Origin of the sequence: Brevundimonas sp. SPF441, assembly GCF_009661015.1 — a bacterium.
Classification (GTDB): Bacteria; Pseudomonadota; Alphaproteobacteria; order Caulobacterales; family Caulobacteraceae; genus Brevundimonas; species Brevundimonas vesicularis.
In genome coordinates, this window is sequence record NZ_WJWX01000001.1 from 236,386 (window position 1) to 254,798 (window position 18,413).

Sequence of the window (18,413 nt, forward strand, 5' to 3'; positions counted from 1 at the left end):
CAGTTAATCCGTATTATCATCAGATCGACCTAAGTCGTCGCGAGAAGAATGTGATTGTCGGGGGCGTCACAGTTGGGAACCCAACTCTAAAGCAGCATGGCCGCGACGTCGAGAGGACGACGGTTGCGGGCGAGATCGGGTTTAACGCTCACGGCGGTGTCCTGTGGTGATATCGACCCGCTGACCGCACCCGCCTCCAGGCTTGAGCGTCTGTCTATCACAACTGGCCTTCCTGGCTCCACCAGTGATTGATCGCGGAGCGCTCAATGCGACCATCGGGGGGTCGCCAGTTCCTGGCACAAGGTGCCTAAAGCGTGGGGGTAGAAGCAGGATTTGTTCGCCACTAGTCTGGGCGACGGGCCTGACCATAAGGCGGCGCTCGCTGCGCCATGCGAAATCACCTGCGGGCTTGTCATCTACTTGGGCAAGCTCGGCAAGGAGAGGGCGGAAAAAGGCCCGGCCCACTCTAAAGCCAAGCGCGCCATGATCGAACGCCCGCCGGCGGCGCTCGCTGACCAGGATGAGTCCCATCAGCTTGCACCCGCCGACCTCGACCGTCGCCAAGCAGCCTTCGAGACCGAGACGCGCGTCTTGAGATCGATCACGAGTCGAGGCGAAAGGGCCTTGCCGCCGCGTTGGAAAGCACCTAGGCCCTGACAGGGGACGTCAATGCTGATGCTTAGATATCAGTCTCTTAGGGGAAAGACTGAACGCCGTGCGCGCGGTACCGGAGAAAGCGCATTGTCCATTTGAGCTTGTTTCGCAGGTCTGAAGTCGGCTTCTCGAAAATCCGCTTTCCGCGTTCGGTAGGCCGCCCGATGCTAGCGTCGCCGCGATCCCCCTCTGGCCCAAGTCATCCCGCGAACGTCATCTTCGGCGCCCCCGCTGAACATGCGATGGCGCGCCGATGACCTTTCGTCGAAGGAAGCAGAGTTAAATCGCAGTCTGGAGCCGTCGTGACTGCGACGCCGGGTGTGCCGCGATTCCGGGATCGGTTTTGCCGCCCGTGGCAACCATCCCAGAAGTGCTCCGTTGTCCCAGCACTCCCTGATCGCGCCGAGCGCCGCTCCATTCCAACGTCAGAAGGATCGCCATGCCGGTCATCGTCGTCACAGGCGCTAGCGCCGGCATCGGTCTCGCGATCGCCGAGCGGTTCGCCCAAGCCGGATGGCAGGTCGTGGTTATCGCCAGACAGGCTGAGCGGCTTTTCAACGCCGTCGAACAGCTGAATCGTTCGGGCGACCGAGTGATCGGCATGGAGGGTGATGTGTCCGATCCGGCCTTCGTCGAGCAGGCGGGCCGCGATGTCATGGACGCTTTCGGCGGCATCGATGTCTGGGTCAACAACGCCATGTCGACGGTCATCGGACGCGATGAAGATCTGACCGACGCCGATTACCGCCGCGTCGTCGAGACGACCTATCTGTCTCAGGTCTACGGAACGCGAACGGCGCTTCGGGCCATGCGACCGGCGGACAAAGGGGCGGTGATCCAGATTTCCTCGGGATTGGCGCTGCGCCCTGCCCCGCTGCAGGCCGCCTACTGCGGCGCCAAGGCGGCCGTCGACGGGTTCACCGAGGCCATTCGGGCCGAGCTGATCGCCGCAGCCTCCAACGTCACCCTGACCACCGTCTATCTGCCGGCCGTCAACACGCCCCAGCCTTTGTGGTCACGCAACCGGACAGACCGGGCGCAGGTCATTCCAGATCCCCTGTTCGATCCCCGCCTGTGTGCAGACGCCGTCTGGTCGGCCGTGCAGCGGCCCAGCCGCAAGGTCTTCGTGGGTCGCACGACATGGCTGATGGGGCTGGCGCAACAGTTCATGCCAGCGCTGGCGGATCGGCAGGCCGCCAGGATGATCACAGCGCAGCAGGGCGACCCGCAACTGCCGCGTCTCGGCAATCTCGACCGCCCTGAGGAAGGCCCGGCGGCGATCGACGGCCCGGACACCGAACGGGTGATCAGACCGTTGATCGGTTTCGTGTCCAGCGGCCAGATCGCGGCGCTCAAGGTCGCTGCGGTCGGCGTCCTTGCGGGCCTTGCAGTGACGGCCGGCTATGCGATCGGATCGTCCAAACGATGACAGAGACGACCTTCACGCCCCATCCGGCGCGCTCGTCGCAAGCGCTCCGTCCGGATGGCTACGTCGCCCTCGAAGACTATGGCGTTCTGGGCGAGGGCCGGACGGTGGCGCTTTCAGCGCTGGATGGCGGCATTGACTGGTGGTGCGTGCCGGCGATCGATGCGCCACCGCTTTTCGACCGCCTGCTGGATCCGGAGGGCGGCCGGTTTTCGATCACGCCGACCGAGGCCTTCACGGCGACCCGCCGCTATCGTCCCGACAGCAATGTGCTGGAGACGGATTTCACGACCGCCACCGGGCGCGCGCGCCTGACCGAGAGCCTGAACAGCGGCACGGCCGGTCGTTTGCCTTGGTGCGAACTGGCCCGCCGTATCGATGGCCTGGAGGGCGAAGTGACCTTCGCACTGCACATGCGTCTCGGGCGTCGGGGCGATACGGCAAATCCGTATCATTCGAAGATCGGCGAACACACGGTCTTCCATGTCGAGCGGGTGCTCGGCCTGTTCGTCCACGATCCGCGCATCTCATGCGAATGGTCCGATGAGGGCATTGTCGGAACCATTGTTGTCGGCGCAGGCGAGCGGCGCACGGTGGCCATCGTCGCCGGACGCGACGAACCGCTGGTCGTACCCTCCATTGAAGAGATCGACGCCCGCATCGACCTGTCGGATCAGGAATGGCGGGATTGGGCGGCGCGCCTGAACTGCCCCGGCCTGTATCGCGACGACTTCATCCGCAGCGCCCTGGCGTTGAAGTTGCTGCTGTACTCCCCGTCGGGCGCCATCGCCGCGGCGGCCACGACGTCCCTGCCCGAGCGTCTGGGCGGCGACAAAAACTGGGACTATCGCTACGCCTGGCTGCGCGACGCCGGCTATACGATCGAAGCCTTTTTGGCGGCCGGCGCGCAGGCGGAGGCCAAGGCCGCTTTCAGCTGGCTGCTGATGCAGCTGAAGCGCCATGGCGCCAAGGTCTGCTACAGCCTGGACGGCGCACTCGTGCCGCCGGAAACGCACTGGGACATGCCGGGCTATAAAGGCTCGCGTCCTGTGGTCACCGGAAACCGTGCCGCCGACCAGGCGCAGCACGGCGTGTTCGGCGACATCTTTGAGACCGCCTCACGTTTCGTCGGCTGCGGCAACATCCTCGACAGCGCCAGCGCCCAGCAGTTGTCCGAACTGGCGGATCAGTGCGCCGACGCTTGGCGACAGCCGGACGCGGGCATGTGGGAGCTGGAAGACGAGCAGCACTACACCATGTCCAAGATCAGCTGCTGGCAGGCCCTGGCCCGCGCCGTCGAACTGGCGGACGCCGGACAACTGCCGACGACGTGCCGGGATCGCTGGCGGCGGGAACGCGACCGGATTTTCGACTGGGTCGAGACGCATTGTTGGTCCGAAAGCCTTCAGGCCTTCGTCATGTATCCAGGCAGCGACAAGCTGGACGCCGCCCTGGCCCTGGCCGTGCGGTTCCGGTTCGATGGCGAGGATCGACTGCGCGCAACCCTTGAGGCGCTGGATCGCCATCTCGGCGCTGGCGTTTTCCACTATCGCTATTCCGGCATGCAAGCCGAGGAAGGGTGCTTCATCGCCTGTTCCTTCTGGATCGCCGAAGCCTGGGCGACGCTAGGCGAATCGGACAAGGCGCGCGCCCGCATCGACGGCCTACGCGAAGCCCTCAGCGGCCGCTGGGGCATGCTGACCGAGATGATCGACCCGGACACCGGCGCCTACCTCGGCAACATGCCGCAGGGGCTCAGCCACCTCGCGCATCTGACCGCCCTGACCGCAGTCGGCAAGGCGCAGACCACTTCCCCCCAGCCCGAAACGGAGACGTTCCATGACTGATCGACTGACCCTTCAGGATCCGCGCGAGCAATATCCAAAGCCGCCGTTCCCGCGCCAACCGCAGCCTGTGCCCGGCGAAGCGCGCGAGATGGACCCCAAACCCGATCATGGCGAGGACAGCTATCAGGGTTCCGGCAAGCTGAAAGGACGTAAGGCCCTGATCACCGGCGCGGACAGCGGCATCGGCCGCGCGGCCGCCATCGCCTATGCCCGGGAAGGCGCCGATGTGGCCCTCTCCTATCTGCCGTCCGAGCGCAAGGACGCCGCCGAAGTCATCGCGCTGATCGAGGCTGAAGGGCGAAAGGCCATCGATCTGGCCGGCGACATCACCGATGAAAACTGGTGCCGGCAGATGGTCGAACAGGCCGTGTCCGCGCTGGGCGGACTGGACATCCTGGTCATCAACGCCGGCCGCCAACAGTATCGCGAGGACATCTCTCAGGTGACGTCGGAAGACTTCGACAAGACCTTGAAGACCAACCTCTATGCCATGCACTGGATCGCCCAGGCGGCCGTCCCGCATATGCCGGCGGGCGCCTCGGTCATCACCACCGCCTCGATCCAGGCCTATGAGCCTTCGGCCATCCTGCTGGACTACGCCACCACCAAGGCCGGGATCGTCGCCTATACGAAGGCCCTGTCCAAGCAGCTGATCGAAAAGGGCATACGCGCCAATGTCGTGGCGCCCGGCCCCTTCTGGACGCCGCTGCAGTCGTCTGGCGGACAGCCGCAGGAAGCCGTGATGAAGTTCGGCGAGCAGGTGCCGCTGGGTCGTCCGGGCCAGCCTGTCGAGATCGCCCCGGTCTATGTGCTGCTGGCCTCTCAAGAAGGCAGCTACATCACGGGCGAAGTCATCGGCGTCACCGGCGGCATGGGCGTCGCCTGACAAGAAACACCGGCGGCGGGATCGTCCCGCCGCCGGTCTCTCTTTCGCCCGGACGACTAGCCGGCGATGGTGGCGACCGAGCCGGAATCCACCCGGATGCCCGCGCCATTGATGAAGCTGGCGCGCTCCGAACACAGGAAGGCGACGGCCGCCGCCACCTCCTCCGGCTTGCCCCTGCGATCCAGCGTCATGCCGGGCCGCTCTTCCTTCAGGAAGCTCTTGATCGTCTCCTCGAAGGTTTCGCCGCGTTCCTCGGCGCGCTTCTTCATCATGGCGTCGGTCATCGGGGTGGCGATGAAGGCGGGCGAGACCGTGTTCACCAGCACATTGTCGCAGCCGTAGGCCTTGGACAGACCCTTCGCCAGACTGAGAATACCGGCCTTCGAGGTGCAATAGGCCAGTTCATCGACATAGGGCTGGACCGCATCTTCCGACGCGAACAGGACGATACGGCCCCAGCCCGAGCGGCGCATGGCCGGGATGGCCTGGCGGCACATCCGCACCGCGCCCATCAGATTGATGTCAAGCGTCTCCAGCCAACCGGCGTCATCGACATCCAGGAAATCGCCGGTCGCGCCGGTCACGCCTGCTGCGTTCACATAGATATCCGGATCGCCCATGCGGTCTCGGACCTCCGACCACAGGCCTTCGACATCGTCGGCCTTGGTCACGTCGCCGGTCACGCCGATGCATTCGCCCAAGGCGGAAAGCTCCTGGACGGCTTCATCCAGCGTGCCGTCCGGCTTGTCGGTCAAGGCGACCCGTACGCCGGCTTCCAGCAGCAGCCGCGCCGTCTCCTTGCCCATGCCGGAATCGGCGCCGGAAATGAGGGCGATCCGCCCCTTGATCCCGAGGTCCATCACAAATCTCCTGTTCGTTGACGTTCGAGGAAGCGATCGGCCGTGCGCAGAGCGACGGCCATGAGGGTCAAGGCCGGGTTGGCCGAAAGCGCGCTGGGGAAGACGGAGTTGTCGCAGACGTACAGATTGTCGATTTCGACGCTGCACCCGTCGCCATCGACGACCGCCCCGTCCGCCTTGTCTCCCATCCGGCAGCCGCCGATGGTGTGCGCCGACCGGGCCACCGCGAAGATGTCCTCGGCGCCGGCGGCGGTCCAAATCTCCGCCATGATGCGCCGGGCATGGGCGTCCAGACGCCGCTCGTTCTCGCCATAGCTGAAGTCGATCCGCGCCTTGCGCAGCCCGACGGCGTCGACCTCATCGGACAGGGTCAGGCGGTTGTCGTCGTCCGGCAGACACTCTCCATTGATGCCGATCCCGGCGAGCCGGCGATAGTTGCGCAGCGTATCGACCAGCGGCGCGCCATAGAGGCCGGCGCCGCGCGCGAACCCGCCCGCCAGGGTGACCGGCATGACGCCAAGGCTTTGGATTAGATAGCCGCCGGCGAAGTTCGCGTCCGACGGACGCACCATGTCTTCGCTGATCAGGGAAGACGGATAGCCGCGGTTCATCGACATGTCGGCGTCGAACCGGCCCCAGACCTGGGTCGCCACATGGGTCATGAAGTTGCGGCCGACCTCACCGCCGGCGTTGCCTAATCCCCAGTTCAGTAGCAGCCGCGGCGTCTCGACACCGCCCGCGCAGAGGAACAGCGCTCGACAGTTCAGTCGATGATCCTGCCCGTCGCGACGATAGATCACCGACTTGATCCGCCCGCTGGCGTCACGCTCCACGCCTATGGCCCGAGCGTTGGCGATGATTGTGGCGCCATTGGCTGCGGCCATCGGCAGAAAGCTGTTGTCCGCGCCGCCCTTGGCGCCGGTTCTACATCCCTGGTGGCAGGCGCCGCAGTTGACGCAGGCCATGCGGTAGGGCGTTGTCCCCGCCTCGCGATCGCGGGACAGCACGGCTGCCGGCGCATCCGTAACGGTCAGCCCGATCGCCCTTGCGCCGCGGGCCATCGCATCCGCCGGGGCGTTGCGCGGGACAGGCGGATAGGCGAACTTTCGCCCGCCCCACGGATAGTCGGCCGGGCCTGAGACCCCGATCACCGTCTCTACGGTCTCGACATAGGATTTCAGTTCGTTCCAGCCGAACGGCCAGTCCCGCCCGCGTCCCGTCTCCGAGGCCAGCGTCAGATCACGGGGATCGGGTCGTGGGCAGAAGGCGCCCCAGTGCAGCAGCGAGCCGCCGACGCCCTGGCCGGAGTTGTTGGCCCCAAAGGCGGTCGGGTCGCGCCCTCCACTCAGGCGCTCCTCCATCCAATAAAGGTCTGCCGTCGTTTCGTCGGGCGTATGCTCCGCCGGATCGAAGGCCCGCCCCGCCTCCAACACCGTGACCGACAGCCCGGCCTTCGCCAGCCTGGCCGCGATCGGAGCCCCGCCGGCCCCGCTGCCGATGATGACGACATCGGTTTCGCCGGCCGTCCTTGCAGGCGCGCTCAACCCACGCCCTCCATCGGCAGACGCCAAGGTTCGGTGTGGTCCGCCGCCGTCTGATCGTAGCCCTGAAACCGGCCTTCGCCGCCCGTGGCGAAGCCGTCGTAACCGATCTGAGCCCAGGTGGCCGGCAGCGACATCCACAGGCGCGCAGCTTCGGATACTACGTCCTCGAACCAGAGCCTCATGGCGTCTGCCGAAAGCCGACGCGGTTCGGGCCATTCGCCCTGTGAGATGGTGCGCAGGATGTCGTCCTGGCGCTTAGGCGTCAGAGTTGCGAACTCCGGCGCCATGGCGGCGATCTCATCCAGCCCGCGTCGCCAAGCCTCGGCATCAGAGGGAAGGTCGGCGAACCGCCACCCGTCGCCCTGTCCGCTGGCGAGCCCCACATCCAGACGCCGCGTCAGATCATCCGGATCGCCTGCATCAGACAGAATGCGCGCGATCATCGCCGACAGGACGGCGCGCTGGGTCGGGTTCAGGACGCCGCCTTCGGCTGGCGCCGGACCGAAATGACGATCCAGCATCGCGCGTCGGGTGCGATCCGACACGCGCTCGGACGCCATCAGATCCACAAAGGGTGGAGGCAGAGCGGATGAACCGACCTTCTCGATGAATTCCAGAAGCAGGCCGACGAGACGGTCCGGCTGTTCCTGAGGGATCAGATGCGCCGCATCCGGCACGACCACCACGTCAGACGCGCGATAGCGGGGGGCGTTGACACGCCGCTGCGCCGCGTCGTCCAAATCGCCATCCTCTGCGCCGGCGATGATCAGGGCAGGGAAAGGCAGGACGCCGACTTGATCGGACCAGTCCTCGCGCGATCCTTCGGCCAGCCATCCGCGCCAGGCTTGGGGGCTGGTTCGGGTGAAATCGGCCAGCGCCTGATCGAAGGCGGCTTGCGGCAGACCGGCGGCGGTATTGGCGTCGATGAACTGGCGCCCCCGATCCTCGATCCTGGTCGGATCGTCGAACCAGGTCAGCATATCCGCACGCCTGCTCTCGTCCATCGGCTCCGGCGAGGGTGGCGATCCGGCGACCAGCACCACGCCCAGCAACCCGCTCAGGCCCGCCGCCCCGTCACGCGCCCGCGCAGCGATCAAGGTCGCAAACTTGCCGCCCATGCTGTGGCCGACAAGGATCCAGCGGGGGAGATGAAGATCGGTAAGGCGGCGGCTCAGGTCGTCGAGCACGGCTTGGACATCGCCATAGCCTTCCCCCGCCCTGTCCCCGAACCCTGGAAGATCGATCGCGACGGTCACCACCTCATCGGCAAGCCGGTCGATCACCGCGTCCCAATCGTGGCGGCTCGAGCCCAGGGAATGAAGGAAGACGACAGTAAGGCGGGTGTCTGTGAGCATGCAGGGGCTTTTTAGAAAGCGAAGACGCGAGGCTCCGCCGTGATGGGTCGGCGGTCGTCGATCAGCGCGCCAGCGGCGGAATTGCTCCCAACAAAACAGACTCCAGACGTTGAAACCGGCGCAAACCCGCCCTGCCCTCAGGCCGCCGCCAATTCGGTCAGAAGCTTCTCGATGAAGGCCGTGTCGTGCGGTTGATCGTTGGCGGCGTCGACGATCATGCGATCCTCGGACCAGCGTCGATCATCGCGCAACGGAAAGGACGCTTCCATGCCGGGCCGACGCGCCGCCGCGATCCGCAACGCCGTCGCCTTCGGTCCCGACACGATTTCCGTGACGCCGGCATCACGGGCGAGCGCCGCAAGGCGACGGCCGGTGAACAGGTCCTCTGCGGGGTCTGGCAAAGAGCCGAACCGATCTTCGGCTTCGTCTCGCAAGACGTCGACATCTTCCGCCGTCGTGGCGCGCGCCAACCGGGCATAAAGATTGATGCGCACGGTTTCGTCGGGGATGTAGTCCGCCGGCAGATGCCCTGTCGCGCCGACGTTCAGACTGGGAGAGGCTTGGTCTGGATCGGGATCGCCTTTTGCAGCCGCGAGCGCCCGAGCCAGGACGGCCTGATAAAGGGCCGAGCCGATCAGCCTGACATGTCCGGCCTGTTCCTCGCCCACCAGATCGCCGCCGCCGCGCAGGTCCAGATCGCGCCCGCTGATCGCGAAACCCGCCCCCAGTCGGTCCAGAGCCTCCAGCGTCTGCAAGCGCGCTTCCGTGGCCGCCGCCATCGGCGCTTCGGGATCGGAAAGCAGATAGGTGAAGCCCTGTCGCCGCCCCCGGCCGACACGCCCGCGCAGCTGATGCAACTGCGCCAGGCCGAACCGGTCCGGCCGCCAGATCAACATCGTATTGGCGCGCGGCACATCCAGGCCGGTCTCGATGATGTTCGTGGCCAAAAGCACGTCCCCCTCGCCTTCGGAGAACCGGCTCATGACCTCGTCGATCGCGGACGGGGACATGTCGCCGTGCGCCGAGACCACCGACAGCTCAGGCGTCAGGGTCTTCAGGCGTTCCGCCAAGGGTTCCATATCCTCGATACGCGGTACGACCACGAAACTCTGCCCGCCCCGCGCCTTCTCGCGCATCAGCGACAGGCGAACCGCCCCAGCGTCGAACGGGGTCATGAAGGTTCGGATTGGCCGACGTCGCGCAGGCGGACTGGCGATCAGGCTGACGTCCTGAATGCCGACCATGGCGCTTTGCAAGGTTCTTGGAATGGGCGTGGCCGACATCGACAGCAGATGCGGCGCCTTCTCTGCCAAGGCAGATTTCATCTGCGCGCCGAAGCGGTGCTCCTCATCGATGATGACAAGCCCGAGGTCGGAAAACGCCAACCCCTCAGACGCCAGTGCCTGCGTACCCACCACGACGCGCATGGAGCCGTCCGCCAGACCTGCCTTGACCGCCCGCGCCTCCGCGCTGTCTGCGGCGCGCGACAGGTGGCCGATTTGAATGTCCGTGTCCTTGAACCGTCTCGTGAAGACCTCGAAATGCTGGCGCGCCAGGACGGTGGTCGGGGCGACGACGATGACCTGTTTACCCGCAAGGGCCACGGCCGCCGCAGCGCGCAGGGCGACCTCGGTCTTGCCGAAACCGACATCACCGCAGACGAGCCGGTTCATGGGCTTGCCGGATCCCAGGTCGGACAGGACCGCCTCAATGGCGCGCGCCTGATCGGCTGTTTCGGGAAAGGCGAACCCGGCGGCGAACCGGGCGAGCGCCTGACGCGGGGCTGTGATCGGCTCGGTCCTCAGCGCTGCACGCGCTTCGGCCCGGGCGGACAGTGCGGCTGCGGCCTCATCGATCTGCGCGCTGACCTTGGCGCGACGCTTCAGCCATCCCTGCGTATTCAGCCGATCCAGCGACACCGCGTCCGGCTCCGAGCCGTAGCGCCAGATTTTGCCGAACTCCTCGATCGGCGCGAGAATGGTTCCTCCGCCATGATACTCGATGCGCAGAACGTCGCGCTCCACGCCATCGGCAGCGACCCGCTCCAAAGCCTTCAGGACGCCCAGTCCGTGGTCTTCATGGATGACCACATCGTCCAACCGCAGTTCTGTCTCTCCGAACGCATTGTTCGTGTCGCCGGATGCTCGCGCGATCCGGCCGCCGAAGATGTCCGAAGGCGTCAGGACGATAAGACCGGTCGCCGATTGCCGGAAACCTGTATCCAGATCGGCGGTTACGACGGCGATCTGCCCGGGCTGCAGTGGCGCGATGGCGCTCCAGCTCTCGAGCGCCACGGGCGCATCGACATCGTGGCGACGCAGCAGGCGCAGGATGATCCTGTGCTCATGGGGCAATCCCGTCAGGACGATGCGATCGCCCGCCTCGCGCCGCTCGGCGACAAATTGTTTAAGGGCCCGCCCTGGCGATTTCTCGAATGCGAAGGCCGGGGTCGGCGCCCAACCCTCGACGCTCAGGGGTTTGGCGCCTTTCAACGCCTGCCGAACGTCCTTTTCCGTCAAATAGAGGCTGTCGGGTTTCGAAGGACGCGCGCCCTCGCTGAACCGCAGGCGGGTGTCATAGGCTTCGGCCACATGCGCGCGAATGCGTTCGAACCGATCTTCCACGCCCACGTCGGTCAGGATCATCGGCTTGTCGAGGAAATCAAACAGGGTCGTCGAGGTCTCAGCATTGATCGACGGTCCGGTCTCCTGACGATCGTCATCCTCGGGTGACCGGTCGCTCCACTCAGCCGCAGGGGTCAGACAGATCGTCTGGATCTCGGCGCCCCGGCGTTGCGATACTGGATCGAAGGCGTGGATCTCAGTGATCCGGTCCGCCTCGTCCAGGGCGATGCGATAAGGCGTGGCAGGCGCGGGCGGGAAGACGTCGACCACCGCGCCAAGCAGAGCGTACTCGCCAGGTTCATCGACCCGCTCATCCGCCGCATAGCCCGTATCTTTCAGAAACGACTCCAAGGCTTCGCGATCCAGCGCTTCGCCCGCCGCTAGCGACAAGCGGGCCTTGATCCGTTCGCGCGACGGCGTCCGCTGCACGATCGCATCGGGCGAGGCGACCAGGAACACGGGCCTTGCGCCGGCTTCGTCCAAGGCGCCCAAGACGGCCATCCGCCGCCCCATGCTTTCTCGCGAAGGCGCGGCGCGGTCGTAGGGCAGGCAGTCCCAAGGCGGCAAGACCAACACTTCGGCGTCCTTCACCATCGGCGAGAGCGCCGCCGCAATCTCATCGGCGCGACGTTCGCTGGTGGCGATGAACACCACGACCTGCGAGCGCTTTGTCTTCATCTCGGCAAGTCCGGCCGCGACGGCCGCCGCCGGCATTTTCCAACGCTTGCCGTCGTCCTGCTCGGGCGCTGGCCCTCCAACGAGGACCTGTTGGCCCGTGGCGGAAAGATCGGTCTCGGCGGGTAACGATTTCATCCTGGCTCAACCCCAAGGCCGGCCGGGGGTTGCGCCCGCTTTCGTACCCCCAGTCATTTCAGCCGCCAGCGCGACGGAACCGCCCTAGAAGGGATTTGCAGGATCTTTTCGTGCGGCGGCGATTTCGGCCAGCGTGGGGTCGCGCCGAATGGTCAATCCGTCCGACGACCAGTCGATCAGCCCGATATCCACCATCTCCCTCAGCCAACCGTCCATCGGCCAGACCGACCAAGCGGCGTGAAAGCGTTTGGCGTTGGCGATCAGCGCGCGAAAATGCTGCAGGGGCGGATCATAGCCCTCATGGTGCTGGTGGAAGACCGGTGCGCCGCCGGCGAAGATGAGCGGCAGGCCCTCTCGCGTGATGCGAAAACCCAGGTCCGTGTCTTCGGCGCCGTAGCCGACATAGGTCTCGTCGAACCCGCCGATGCGACGGAAGGTCGAGCGACGGAGCGCGAAAGCCAAGGACCAGAACAGGCCGGGATTGCGCTCCAGGCTTTCGCCTTCCTGCGGAAAGGGGCGCACGGGATGGGGCCGGCCGGCCGCTCTCAGATCGGTTTCTGACAGGGGGCCCGGCCGAACGGCTCCGGCGGGTAGATAGAGCACCTCTGGACAGACGACGGCGTCATGCTCGGCGAGCAGGGCCTGCATCCGGCCGCAAACTGACGACGACACGATGCAGTCCACGTCGAGAAATAGCAGGTTATCACTTGAGGCCGAAACGGCCGCCAGATTTCGGGCGGCGGCCAGAGGCAGGGCGTCGCCCGCCAGACGTTCGACGCGGACCGGAAAACCCACCGGCGGCAGCCTTACGGGCGCATCGCTCATGTCGACGACGATCAGTTCGTCGGGCGGCGAGGCGCTGAGCATCAATCCCTCGACCAATCGGTCCAGATGCGCCTGCCGGTTGCGAACCAGCGTCAGAGCGGACAGCCTCGTCATCGCCGGCTCCACAAATCCAGCCGATAGTTCGGATGCCGTTCGGCGAGCTCCACTTGCATGAGGTTCGATAATCCGAGCCAGAGGCGCTCGACGGCGTCGTCGGCGGTCTGGGGATAGTCGGTCTCGCCGGTCCAGTGCACCAGAAGAACGCGTCCGCCATCGACCAAGCCATCAGCGATGCGTTGCGCCGCCAGGTCCAGATCGACGTCGCTCCAGTAGTAGGCGACTTCGGACAGGACGACGAGATCCAGCCCGTCCAGAACCGGACAGTCCCGAGGGAAGGCCGCGGCCGCGAACCGGACTTTCCGCCGCCCCGACAGACGCTGACGCGCCCGCTCCAGGGCGGTCGGGCTGACCTCGATCGCCAACAGACGATCGCAGACTGCGCTCAGCCGCTCGGTCAGGACGCCGCCCGCACAACCGACCTCGAGCGCAAAAGCCGCTCGCCGCTCCGACAGGGCGGCGATGGTGCGATCGAATTTGGCGGCCTCATAGGGGCTGGAGGCCAGATCCCACGGATCGGCGTCCTCGGCGAAGATGCCTTCGAAATAGGCGGCGGGAAGCGAGCGTTCAGCCATAGGCGTCGCGCCGATACAGGGTGTCCGAGGCGGCCCGCAGCCCCCTCTGCGTCTCGAGCCGAAACCCCGGTCCGAACATCGGTGTCAATTGGCTCTGATGGGCCGACAAGGCGTAGGCCCTCAGGCCGGCCCTTAGAGGTCGCGTCGTAATCCGCAGCTTCGCCCCGGACGGAGCCGCCCCCCACACGACATAATCGAAAACGGCGAGAGGCCGGCGGGCCATACTGGCTGCGTGGTTGGCAAGCTGTGCCGCCGCCTGGTGATCGCAATGGGGATCGTCGGGACCCGTCACGGCGATCGCGTCGACGCGCCGCTCGCGACACAAAGCCGCAAGACGACGCGCGGTCGCATCGAACGCCATGCTGCCAGGAGAAGCGGGCTGGGCATCGGGCCAATCCAGAAACACCGGCGGCGCAGCCGCATCCCCCGCCAACCGTCGAACGGCGCGTCCCGCCTCCAGGCGTCGGGTCCGGATAAGCCTCGCACGGGCGGCCGCGTCCGAATGATCGTGCGAACCCGCGCCGTCGGTGAGGATCACGATGCCCGCCAACCGCCCAGCCTCGGCCGCCTGACGGATCAAGGCGCCGGCGCCCAGCGTCTCGTCGTCGGCATGCGGAGCAATGACCAGCCACCGCGCGGATCGCCAAGGCGAACGCTCCAGCGCCAGGCTCGCTAGCCGGCCGGTTTTCTCGCTCACCATAGGGCGTCGCCCTCGCCCCAGAGATCGCGATCCAGCCAGGTCTTGGCCGCTTGGTCCTTCGCATAGTCAGGCCCGGCCTGCCGAAGATAGAGGCTGAGATCGCGGGTGATCTTGTCGATGCGCTCGCCGTCGAAGGCGCTGCGCGTCCCGACCGACCGCGCCGCCACTTCCATGACATCCAGGGCGCTACGTTCGACGACGCCGCGCGTGGCGCGGGCGAAATCCCCGGCGTCCGGCGCTTCGGACGCCGCGCGGATCGCGGCTTCGCGGACCCAGAGCCAGGCCGTCCGCATCGCAACGACCGCATCGGCGAAGCGCGCGCGCTGGATGGGATCGGCGCGGGCGGCGTCGGACAGCGCGTCGCGCATCGCCATGACCAGGCCTTCGACGCCGCCCAGCTGCACCGCCGTGAACCGCCACGCCCCGGCCGTGAAACGCGGTTCGCGATCATAGTCTCCGGGACGTCCGAGCCGCTGATCGATATCGACCGTCAACCCGGTCACCTCATAGCGCCCGCTGGTCGTCGCGCGCATGCCGCGGACGCGCCACCCGCTCAGATCAGCTCTCTTCGGGTCGTTCGCCGGCACGACGATCAGCTGGCGTTCGCCCTGTTCCGGCTGGGCGGTGATGATCGCATATTCCAGACCGCCTGCGCCGGTCGCGAACATCTTGGCGCCCTGCAGCCGGTCGCCGACCAGACGAACGCCGGGCGGCGGCTCCGTCGCCCAGACGCCGAACCAGCCGCCCTGCGCAAGGACCTTACCGAGCCAAGCCTTCTGGCCCGGGTCCGCGTACCAGTCGAACAGCGCCAGGGCGTTGACGTGTCCTTCGAACAATCGGCCGACGCTGAGATCCGACCGTCCCACACTGCGTAGGGCGTCCATCAAGGCCAAGGCCTGATGGATTGGTTCGTCATAGGCCGTTCCGCCGCTTTGGACCGGAGCGAACCGCCGCCCCCAACCCTCCGAGGCGAGCAGCGTCAGACTGTCGGCGGGATATCGCGGCGCAGCGTCGTAGCGCGCACCCAGCGCCGCCAACCTGACCTCAAGTTCAAGAGGCGATGACGCGGTCGGCGTTCTTTCCAGAGCTGTCATCGGCGTGCCTCAAGCTCTGATGCGAGATCGACAAGCCAGGGTCCGGCGGCGCCGAGTCCCTGCCCGCTGATCTGCTGCCGATCAGCGGGCGACAGTGAGAGTGCTGACCTAAGGATGCTCGGCCATTGCTGCGCCTGCGGCCACTGCGCCAGGACGATCGAGGCGCCAAGCACCGCTAACCGTTCGGCCTTCGCGATCTGCTCGTTGTAGGCGCGAGGCTCGGGAAGACAGACAAAGGGCTTGTCGGCCGAAATCACCGCGTTCAGCAAGCCGTCTCCCGCGCCTCCGACGACGATCTCCGCCTTGTCGATCTCATCGCCGATGGCGTCGATCCAGCCTGCCAGCTTCAGGTTCGGCGGCATGACCGGCGGAGGCTCGATCGGCCCGACACCGGTCCACATCTTCCCGGGCGTTGCCTCCGCAGCCGCCGCCAGCTTGGCGCCATCCAGCGGATCGCCACCTCGCCCATGAACGACCAGGACGCCTGATCCACGCTTCAATCCTGATTTGCGCCGGGGGGCGAAGTAGTGCGTCTTGTCCCGTACCTCTTTAGTCCTCGCCCCATCCAGCCGCTTATGGAAGGGCGCAAGCAAGGCTTCTGCGCCGCGGAAGGCGTCCAGATGCGCCGGATCCGATCGATCGCCCACGAGGCGGACATAGACCACAGGCGTCGCACACAGCCGGGCCAGCATCGCCATTTCGACCGACACATCGATCACCATCAAGGCCGGCCTGGCGTCGCTGATCCACTGGGCGAACCGGGCGGTCCGCGCCCGGACGCCCGCATGGTGATAGGGGGCGTAATGCAGCGCCTCGGGCCGGATAGGCGCCTCGTCACGGCCGGAGAAGCGGTCTCCCTCGTGGGGCCTGTCATCCTCCAGATCCACGCAGGCGATGTCTTCGGTTCGCCCTCTCAGTCCCGTTCCGAGCAGGACAAATCTCTCGGGCGCAGCGGCGCCGATTTCCAGAGCGCGCTGCCGGTGGCCGTCGCCCTGATGATGGACATAGTAGCCGATCGAAGCCCTCACGCTGCGGCTCTCTCAACGCCGTCGGCCCATTCTCGTAAATCCATATCGAGCGGCATGGCGGGCAACTGGGTTTCCAATGCCGACAGCCGCCTGGCGCTCGCCGCGTCGTGACGCTGACCCCGGCGCCACCTCGCCCGCTGCCGCCAATGCGAAAGGTCCGGCGCCATGATCGGACCGCCGTTCCGCGCATGATCGAACAAGCGGCTCATGTCCTCCGCCATCCCCCCGGCGGCGCGGCCCGTAGTTCGTGCCGACACTCGGGTCCACACCGCCAAGGGATGCACAAGCCTGGCCCCCTGCGCTTGAGCGGCGATCACAAGCGCCCGATCCTCGCCCGTCGGCTGTTCCGGCACCCCGCCTGCTGACTGATAGGCCGCCGCCGTGATGGCGAGGCTGGCTCCAGTGTGATCGCCATGCCGAGGCGCCGGATCGTGCGGCGAAGGGTCGATCTCGTCCTCAATCATGCGAACTTCACGCCAGTAGGCGTCCCATAGTCGCCGCAGAGCCGCGACATCCGCCGAGATCGGTTCCGCTTCATCCAGCACCAGCCGTCCGCCCACCAGATCGGCTCCATCCGCGATGGCTGCGAGATTGGCGGACAGCCAGTTCGGCGGTGGCCGCGTGTCGGCGTCCGTCGAGATCAGAACGCCATTGGGTTGATCTGCGAGACGCTCGAGACCGACGGACATGGCCGCGCGCCGCGCCGCGCCGGCATGCGCGCGATGCTCTGGGAAGGTCTGCAGATCGACGACGATGTCCAGTCGATCCTTCCACCGATCGGCCGCTGCCTGCGCCTGAGGGAGCGAACCGTCCGTGGAGTTATTGATGCAGAGCGCGATCGAAATCCTACCTGGAAGATTCTGTGCGGCCAGGGCGGCCAGAAGCACAGGAAGACGCCGTTCCTCATTCCGCACGGGCACGCAAACGCAGAAGGCAGGTTCGCCCATCATGCGATCAACCGATCTTCCAGCGCGTCATTGGCCTGCATCTGCCCTGCCGCAGCCGCCTGAATCATCTCGCCGTAGAGCCCTTCGTAGGCGGTGATCATCCGGCGCACATCGCAGGCCGCCTCGGCGCGCGCGCGGCAGGCCGACCGAGACAAGCCGACCGCCCGAGCGATTGCGCGCGCCAGATCCTGCACATCGTCCGGGCGCGCCAGTGCGCCGCAGTCGGGTGTCAGAATCTCGGGAATGGCGCCCCGCGCGAAGGCGGCGACGGGCGTGCCGCACGCCAGCGCTTCGGCCACCACCAACCCGTAGGGTTCGTCCCAGCGCGGCGTGCAGACGAAGGCGGCCGCCTGCCCGATCTCCTTCGACAGCGTTTCGTGATCGAGGTGGCCGAGATAGGTGGTTTCGCGCGTCAACCTCGGAGCGATCTCGGCATCGAAATAGGCTTGATCCAGGATCGGGCCCGCGAACCGCAGGGCGACACCCGCCAATGCCGCCGCGTCCAGCGCCAGATGCAGACCCTTCTCGGGCACGATCCGCCCATACCAGATCAAATGCCCAGGGTCGTCGTGACGCGCACGCCACGGAAAGCGCTCCAGGTCGATCCCGTTCAGAATGACCTGATCGATCGGCCGCACTGCGCTCCATTGTCCCCGCATCGCCTCGGAAACGCCGACAAACCGCGCGAAGGGCGCGCTCGCTTCGCGGATACCGCTTTCCAACCAGCAAAATGGCGGCGTGTGGAGCGTGGTGACCATCGGCATCGGCAAGGTCTCGGCCATCGAGACCGGCAGATAGTGCAGGCTGTTGTTGTGGATGACGTCGAACGCACTGCGTCGAAGCCGACTCATCAACGACAGATAGGCGTGATGCTCTCGGAAGAAGGCGACGTCGCCCGCCTCCGCCGTCCCGACCTTGGCGATTTCCGTCTGGTCGCAGATCGCCTCCAAGCCTAACTCCGGGTCGGACAGGGTCGCTGCAAACAGAGTGACGTCATGACCGTTCAGCCGCAGTTGGCGACAGAGCAGATGGGTATGCATCTCCAGCCCGCCGGCGAAGGGTTCTGCGATCGGATATTTGAGATGTGCGATGACGCCGATGCGCATCCAATACCGCCA

General features: G+C 66.3%; 14 protein-coding genes. 3 read left to right on the plus strand and 11 right to left on the minus strand.

The window, feature by feature from the left end:
• Nucleotides 1–1,093 precede the first annotated feature (1,093 nt).
• From GGC30_RS01185 to GGC30_RS01195, 3 genes are read left to right on the plus strand one after another with little or no spacing between them, the layout of a single operon-like run.
• Complete coding sequence (locus GGC30_RS01185; protein ID WP_153922045.1) at nucleotides 1,094–2,083, plus strand: SDR family oxidoreductase; 990 nt, start codon at nucleotides 1,094–1,096, stop codon at nucleotides 2,081–2,083.
• Nucleotides 2,080–3,927, plus strand: a complete 1,848-nt coding sequence (locus tag GGC30_RS01190; protein WP_153922048.1) for a glycoside hydrolase family 15 protein — start codon at nucleotides 2,080–2,082, stop codon at nucleotides 3,925–3,927. Before GGC30_RS01185 ends, GGC30_RS01190 begins: the two co-directional genes overlap by 4 nt.
• Entirely contained in the window at nucleotides 3,920–4,813 is an 894-nt protein-coding gene (locus GGC30_RS01195) for an SDR family oxidoreductase (RefSeq protein WP_153922051.1), read from the plus strand. The genes GGC30_RS01190 and GGC30_RS01195 overlap by 8 nt, the downstream gene beginning before the upstream one ends.
• Nucleotides 4,814–4,869: 56 nt before the next feature.
• Here GGC30_RS01195 and GGC30_RS01200 read toward each other — a convergent pair whose 3' ends face one another.
• The 11 genes from GGC30_RS01200 to GGC30_RS01250 form a co-directional block, all read right to left on the minus strand.
• Nucleotides 4,870–5,673: an SDR family NAD(P)-dependent oxidoreductase gene (locus GGC30_RS01200; RefSeq protein WP_153922054.1), complete on the minus strand. Its 804-nt coding sequence runs from the start codon at nucleotides 5,671–5,673 to the stop codon at nucleotides 4,870–4,872.
• Nucleotides 5,673–7,217: a GMC family oxidoreductase gene (locus GGC30_RS01205; protein WP_153922059.1), complete on the minus strand. Its 1,545-nt coding sequence runs from the start codon at nucleotides 7,215–7,217 to the stop codon at nucleotides 5,673–5,675. The genes GGC30_RS01200 and GGC30_RS01205 overlap by 1 nt, the downstream gene beginning before the upstream one ends.
• Nucleotides 7,214–8,572: an alpha/beta hydrolase gene (locus tag GGC30_RS01210; RefSeq protein ID WP_153922062.1), complete on the minus strand. Its 1,359-nt coding sequence runs from the start codon at nucleotides 8,570–8,572 to the stop codon at nucleotides 7,214–7,216. Before GGC30_RS01210 ends, GGC30_RS01205 begins: the two co-directional genes overlap by 4 nt.
• Nucleotides 8,573–8,709: 137 nt before the next feature.
• A complete protein-coding gene (locus GGC30_RS01215; RefSeq protein WP_153922065.1) occupies nucleotides 8,710–12,009 on the minus strand; it encodes a helicase-related protein in 3,300 nt (1,099 codons plus the stop codon).
• An 84-nt stretch (nucleotides 12,010–12,093) separates the two neighbouring features.
• Nucleotides 12,094–12,948 carry a glycosyltransferase family 2 protein gene (locus GGC30_RS01220; RefSeq protein WP_153922068.1) on the minus strand — a complete coding sequence of 285 codons (855 nt, stop codon included), beginning with the start codon at nucleotides 12,946–12,948 and terminating at the stop codon, nucleotides 12,094–12,096.
• A complete protein-coding gene (locus GGC30_RS01225) occupies nucleotides 12,945–13,526 on the minus strand; it encodes an SAM-dependent methyltransferase (RefSeq protein ID WP_153922071.1) in 582 nt (193 codons plus the stop codon). Before GGC30_RS01225 ends, GGC30_RS01220 begins: the two co-directional genes overlap by 4 nt.
• On the minus strand, nucleotides 13,519–14,226 hold the full coding sequence (locus GGC30_RS01230; RefSeq protein WP_153922074.1) for a PIG-L deacetylase family protein: 708 nt from the start codon (nucleotides 14,224–14,226) through the stop codon (nucleotides 13,519–13,521). Before GGC30_RS01230 ends, GGC30_RS01225 begins: the two co-directional genes overlap by 8 nt.
• Nucleotides 14,220–15,263, minus strand: a complete 1,044-nt coding sequence (locus GGC30_RS01235; protein ID WP_228763513.1) for an acyl-CoA dehydrogenase family protein — start codon at nucleotides 15,261–15,263, stop codon at nucleotides 14,220–14,222. The genes GGC30_RS01230 and GGC30_RS01235 overlap by 7 nt, the downstream gene beginning before the upstream one ends.
• Before the next feature lie 53 nt (nucleotides 15,264–15,316).
• Nucleotides 15,317–16,042, minus strand: a complete 726-nt coding sequence (locus GGC30_RS01240) for a glycosyltransferase (RefSeq protein WP_228763514.1) — start codon at nucleotides 16,040–16,042, stop codon at nucleotides 15,317–15,319.
• A gap of 302 nt (nucleotides 16,043–16,344) precedes the next feature.
• Entirely contained in the window at nucleotides 16,345–17,298 is a 954-nt protein-coding gene (locus GGC30_RS01245) for a glycosyltransferase (RefSeq protein WP_153922080.1), read from the minus strand.
• Nucleotides 17,295–18,401, minus strand: coding sequence for a glycosyltransferase (locus tag GGC30_RS01250; RefSeq protein ID WP_153922083.1), 1,107 nt, complete (start codon nucleotides 18,399–18,401; stop codon nucleotides 17,295–17,297). The genes GGC30_RS01245 and GGC30_RS01250 overlap by 4 nt, the downstream gene beginning before the upstream one ends.
• Nucleotides 18,402–18,413: the final 12 nt, after the last annotated feature.

Coding starts and splice junctions, on each gene's coding strand:
- GGC30_RS01245 (WP_153922080.1), bottom strand. CDS start 17,298: ATGATGGGCGAACCTGCCTTCTGCGTTTGCGTGCCCGTGCGGAATGAG.
- GGC30_RS01225 (WP_153922071.1), bottom strand. CDS start 13,526: ATGGCTGAACGCTCGCTTCCCGCCGCCTATTTCGAAGGCATCTTCGCC.
- GGC30_RS01230 (WP_153922074.1), bottom strand. CDS start 14,226: ATGGTGAGCGAGAAAACCGGCCGGCTAGCGAGCCTGGCGCTGGAGCGT.
- GGC30_RS01250 (WP_153922083.1), bottom strand. CDS start 18,401: ATGCGCATCGGCGTCATCGCACATCTCAAATATCCGATCGCAGAACCC.
- GGC30_RS01195 (WP_153922051.1), top strand. CDS start 3,920: ATGACTGATCGACTGACCCTTCAGGATCCGCGCGAGCAATATCCAAAG.
- GGC30_RS01215 (WP_153922065.1), bottom strand. CDS start 12,009: ATGAAATCGTTACCCGCCGAGACCGATCTTTCCGCCACGGGCCAACAG.
- GGC30_RS01200 (WP_153922054.1), bottom strand. CDS start 5,673: ATGGACCTCGGGATCAAGGGGCGGATCGCCCTCATTTCCGGCGCCGAT.
- GGC30_RS01190 (WP_153922048.1), top strand. CDS start 2,080: ATGACAGAGACGACCTTCACGCCCCATCCGGCGCGCTCGTCGCAAGCG.
- GGC30_RS01210 (WP_153922062.1), bottom strand. CDS start 8,572: ATGCTCACAGACACCCGCCTTACTGTCGTCTTCCTTCATTCCCTGGGC.
- GGC30_RS01220 (WP_153922068.1), bottom strand. CDS start 12,948: ATGACGAGGCTGTCCGCTCTGACGCTGGTTCGCAACCGGCAGGCGCAT.
- GGC30_RS01185 (WP_153922045.1), top strand. CDS start 1,094: ATGCCGGTCATCGTCGTCACAGGCGCTAGCGCCGGCATCGGTCTCGCG.
- GGC30_RS01240 (WP_228763514.1), bottom strand. CDS start 16,042: ATGGTGATCGATGTGTCGGTCGAAATGGCGATGCTGGCCCGGCTGTGT.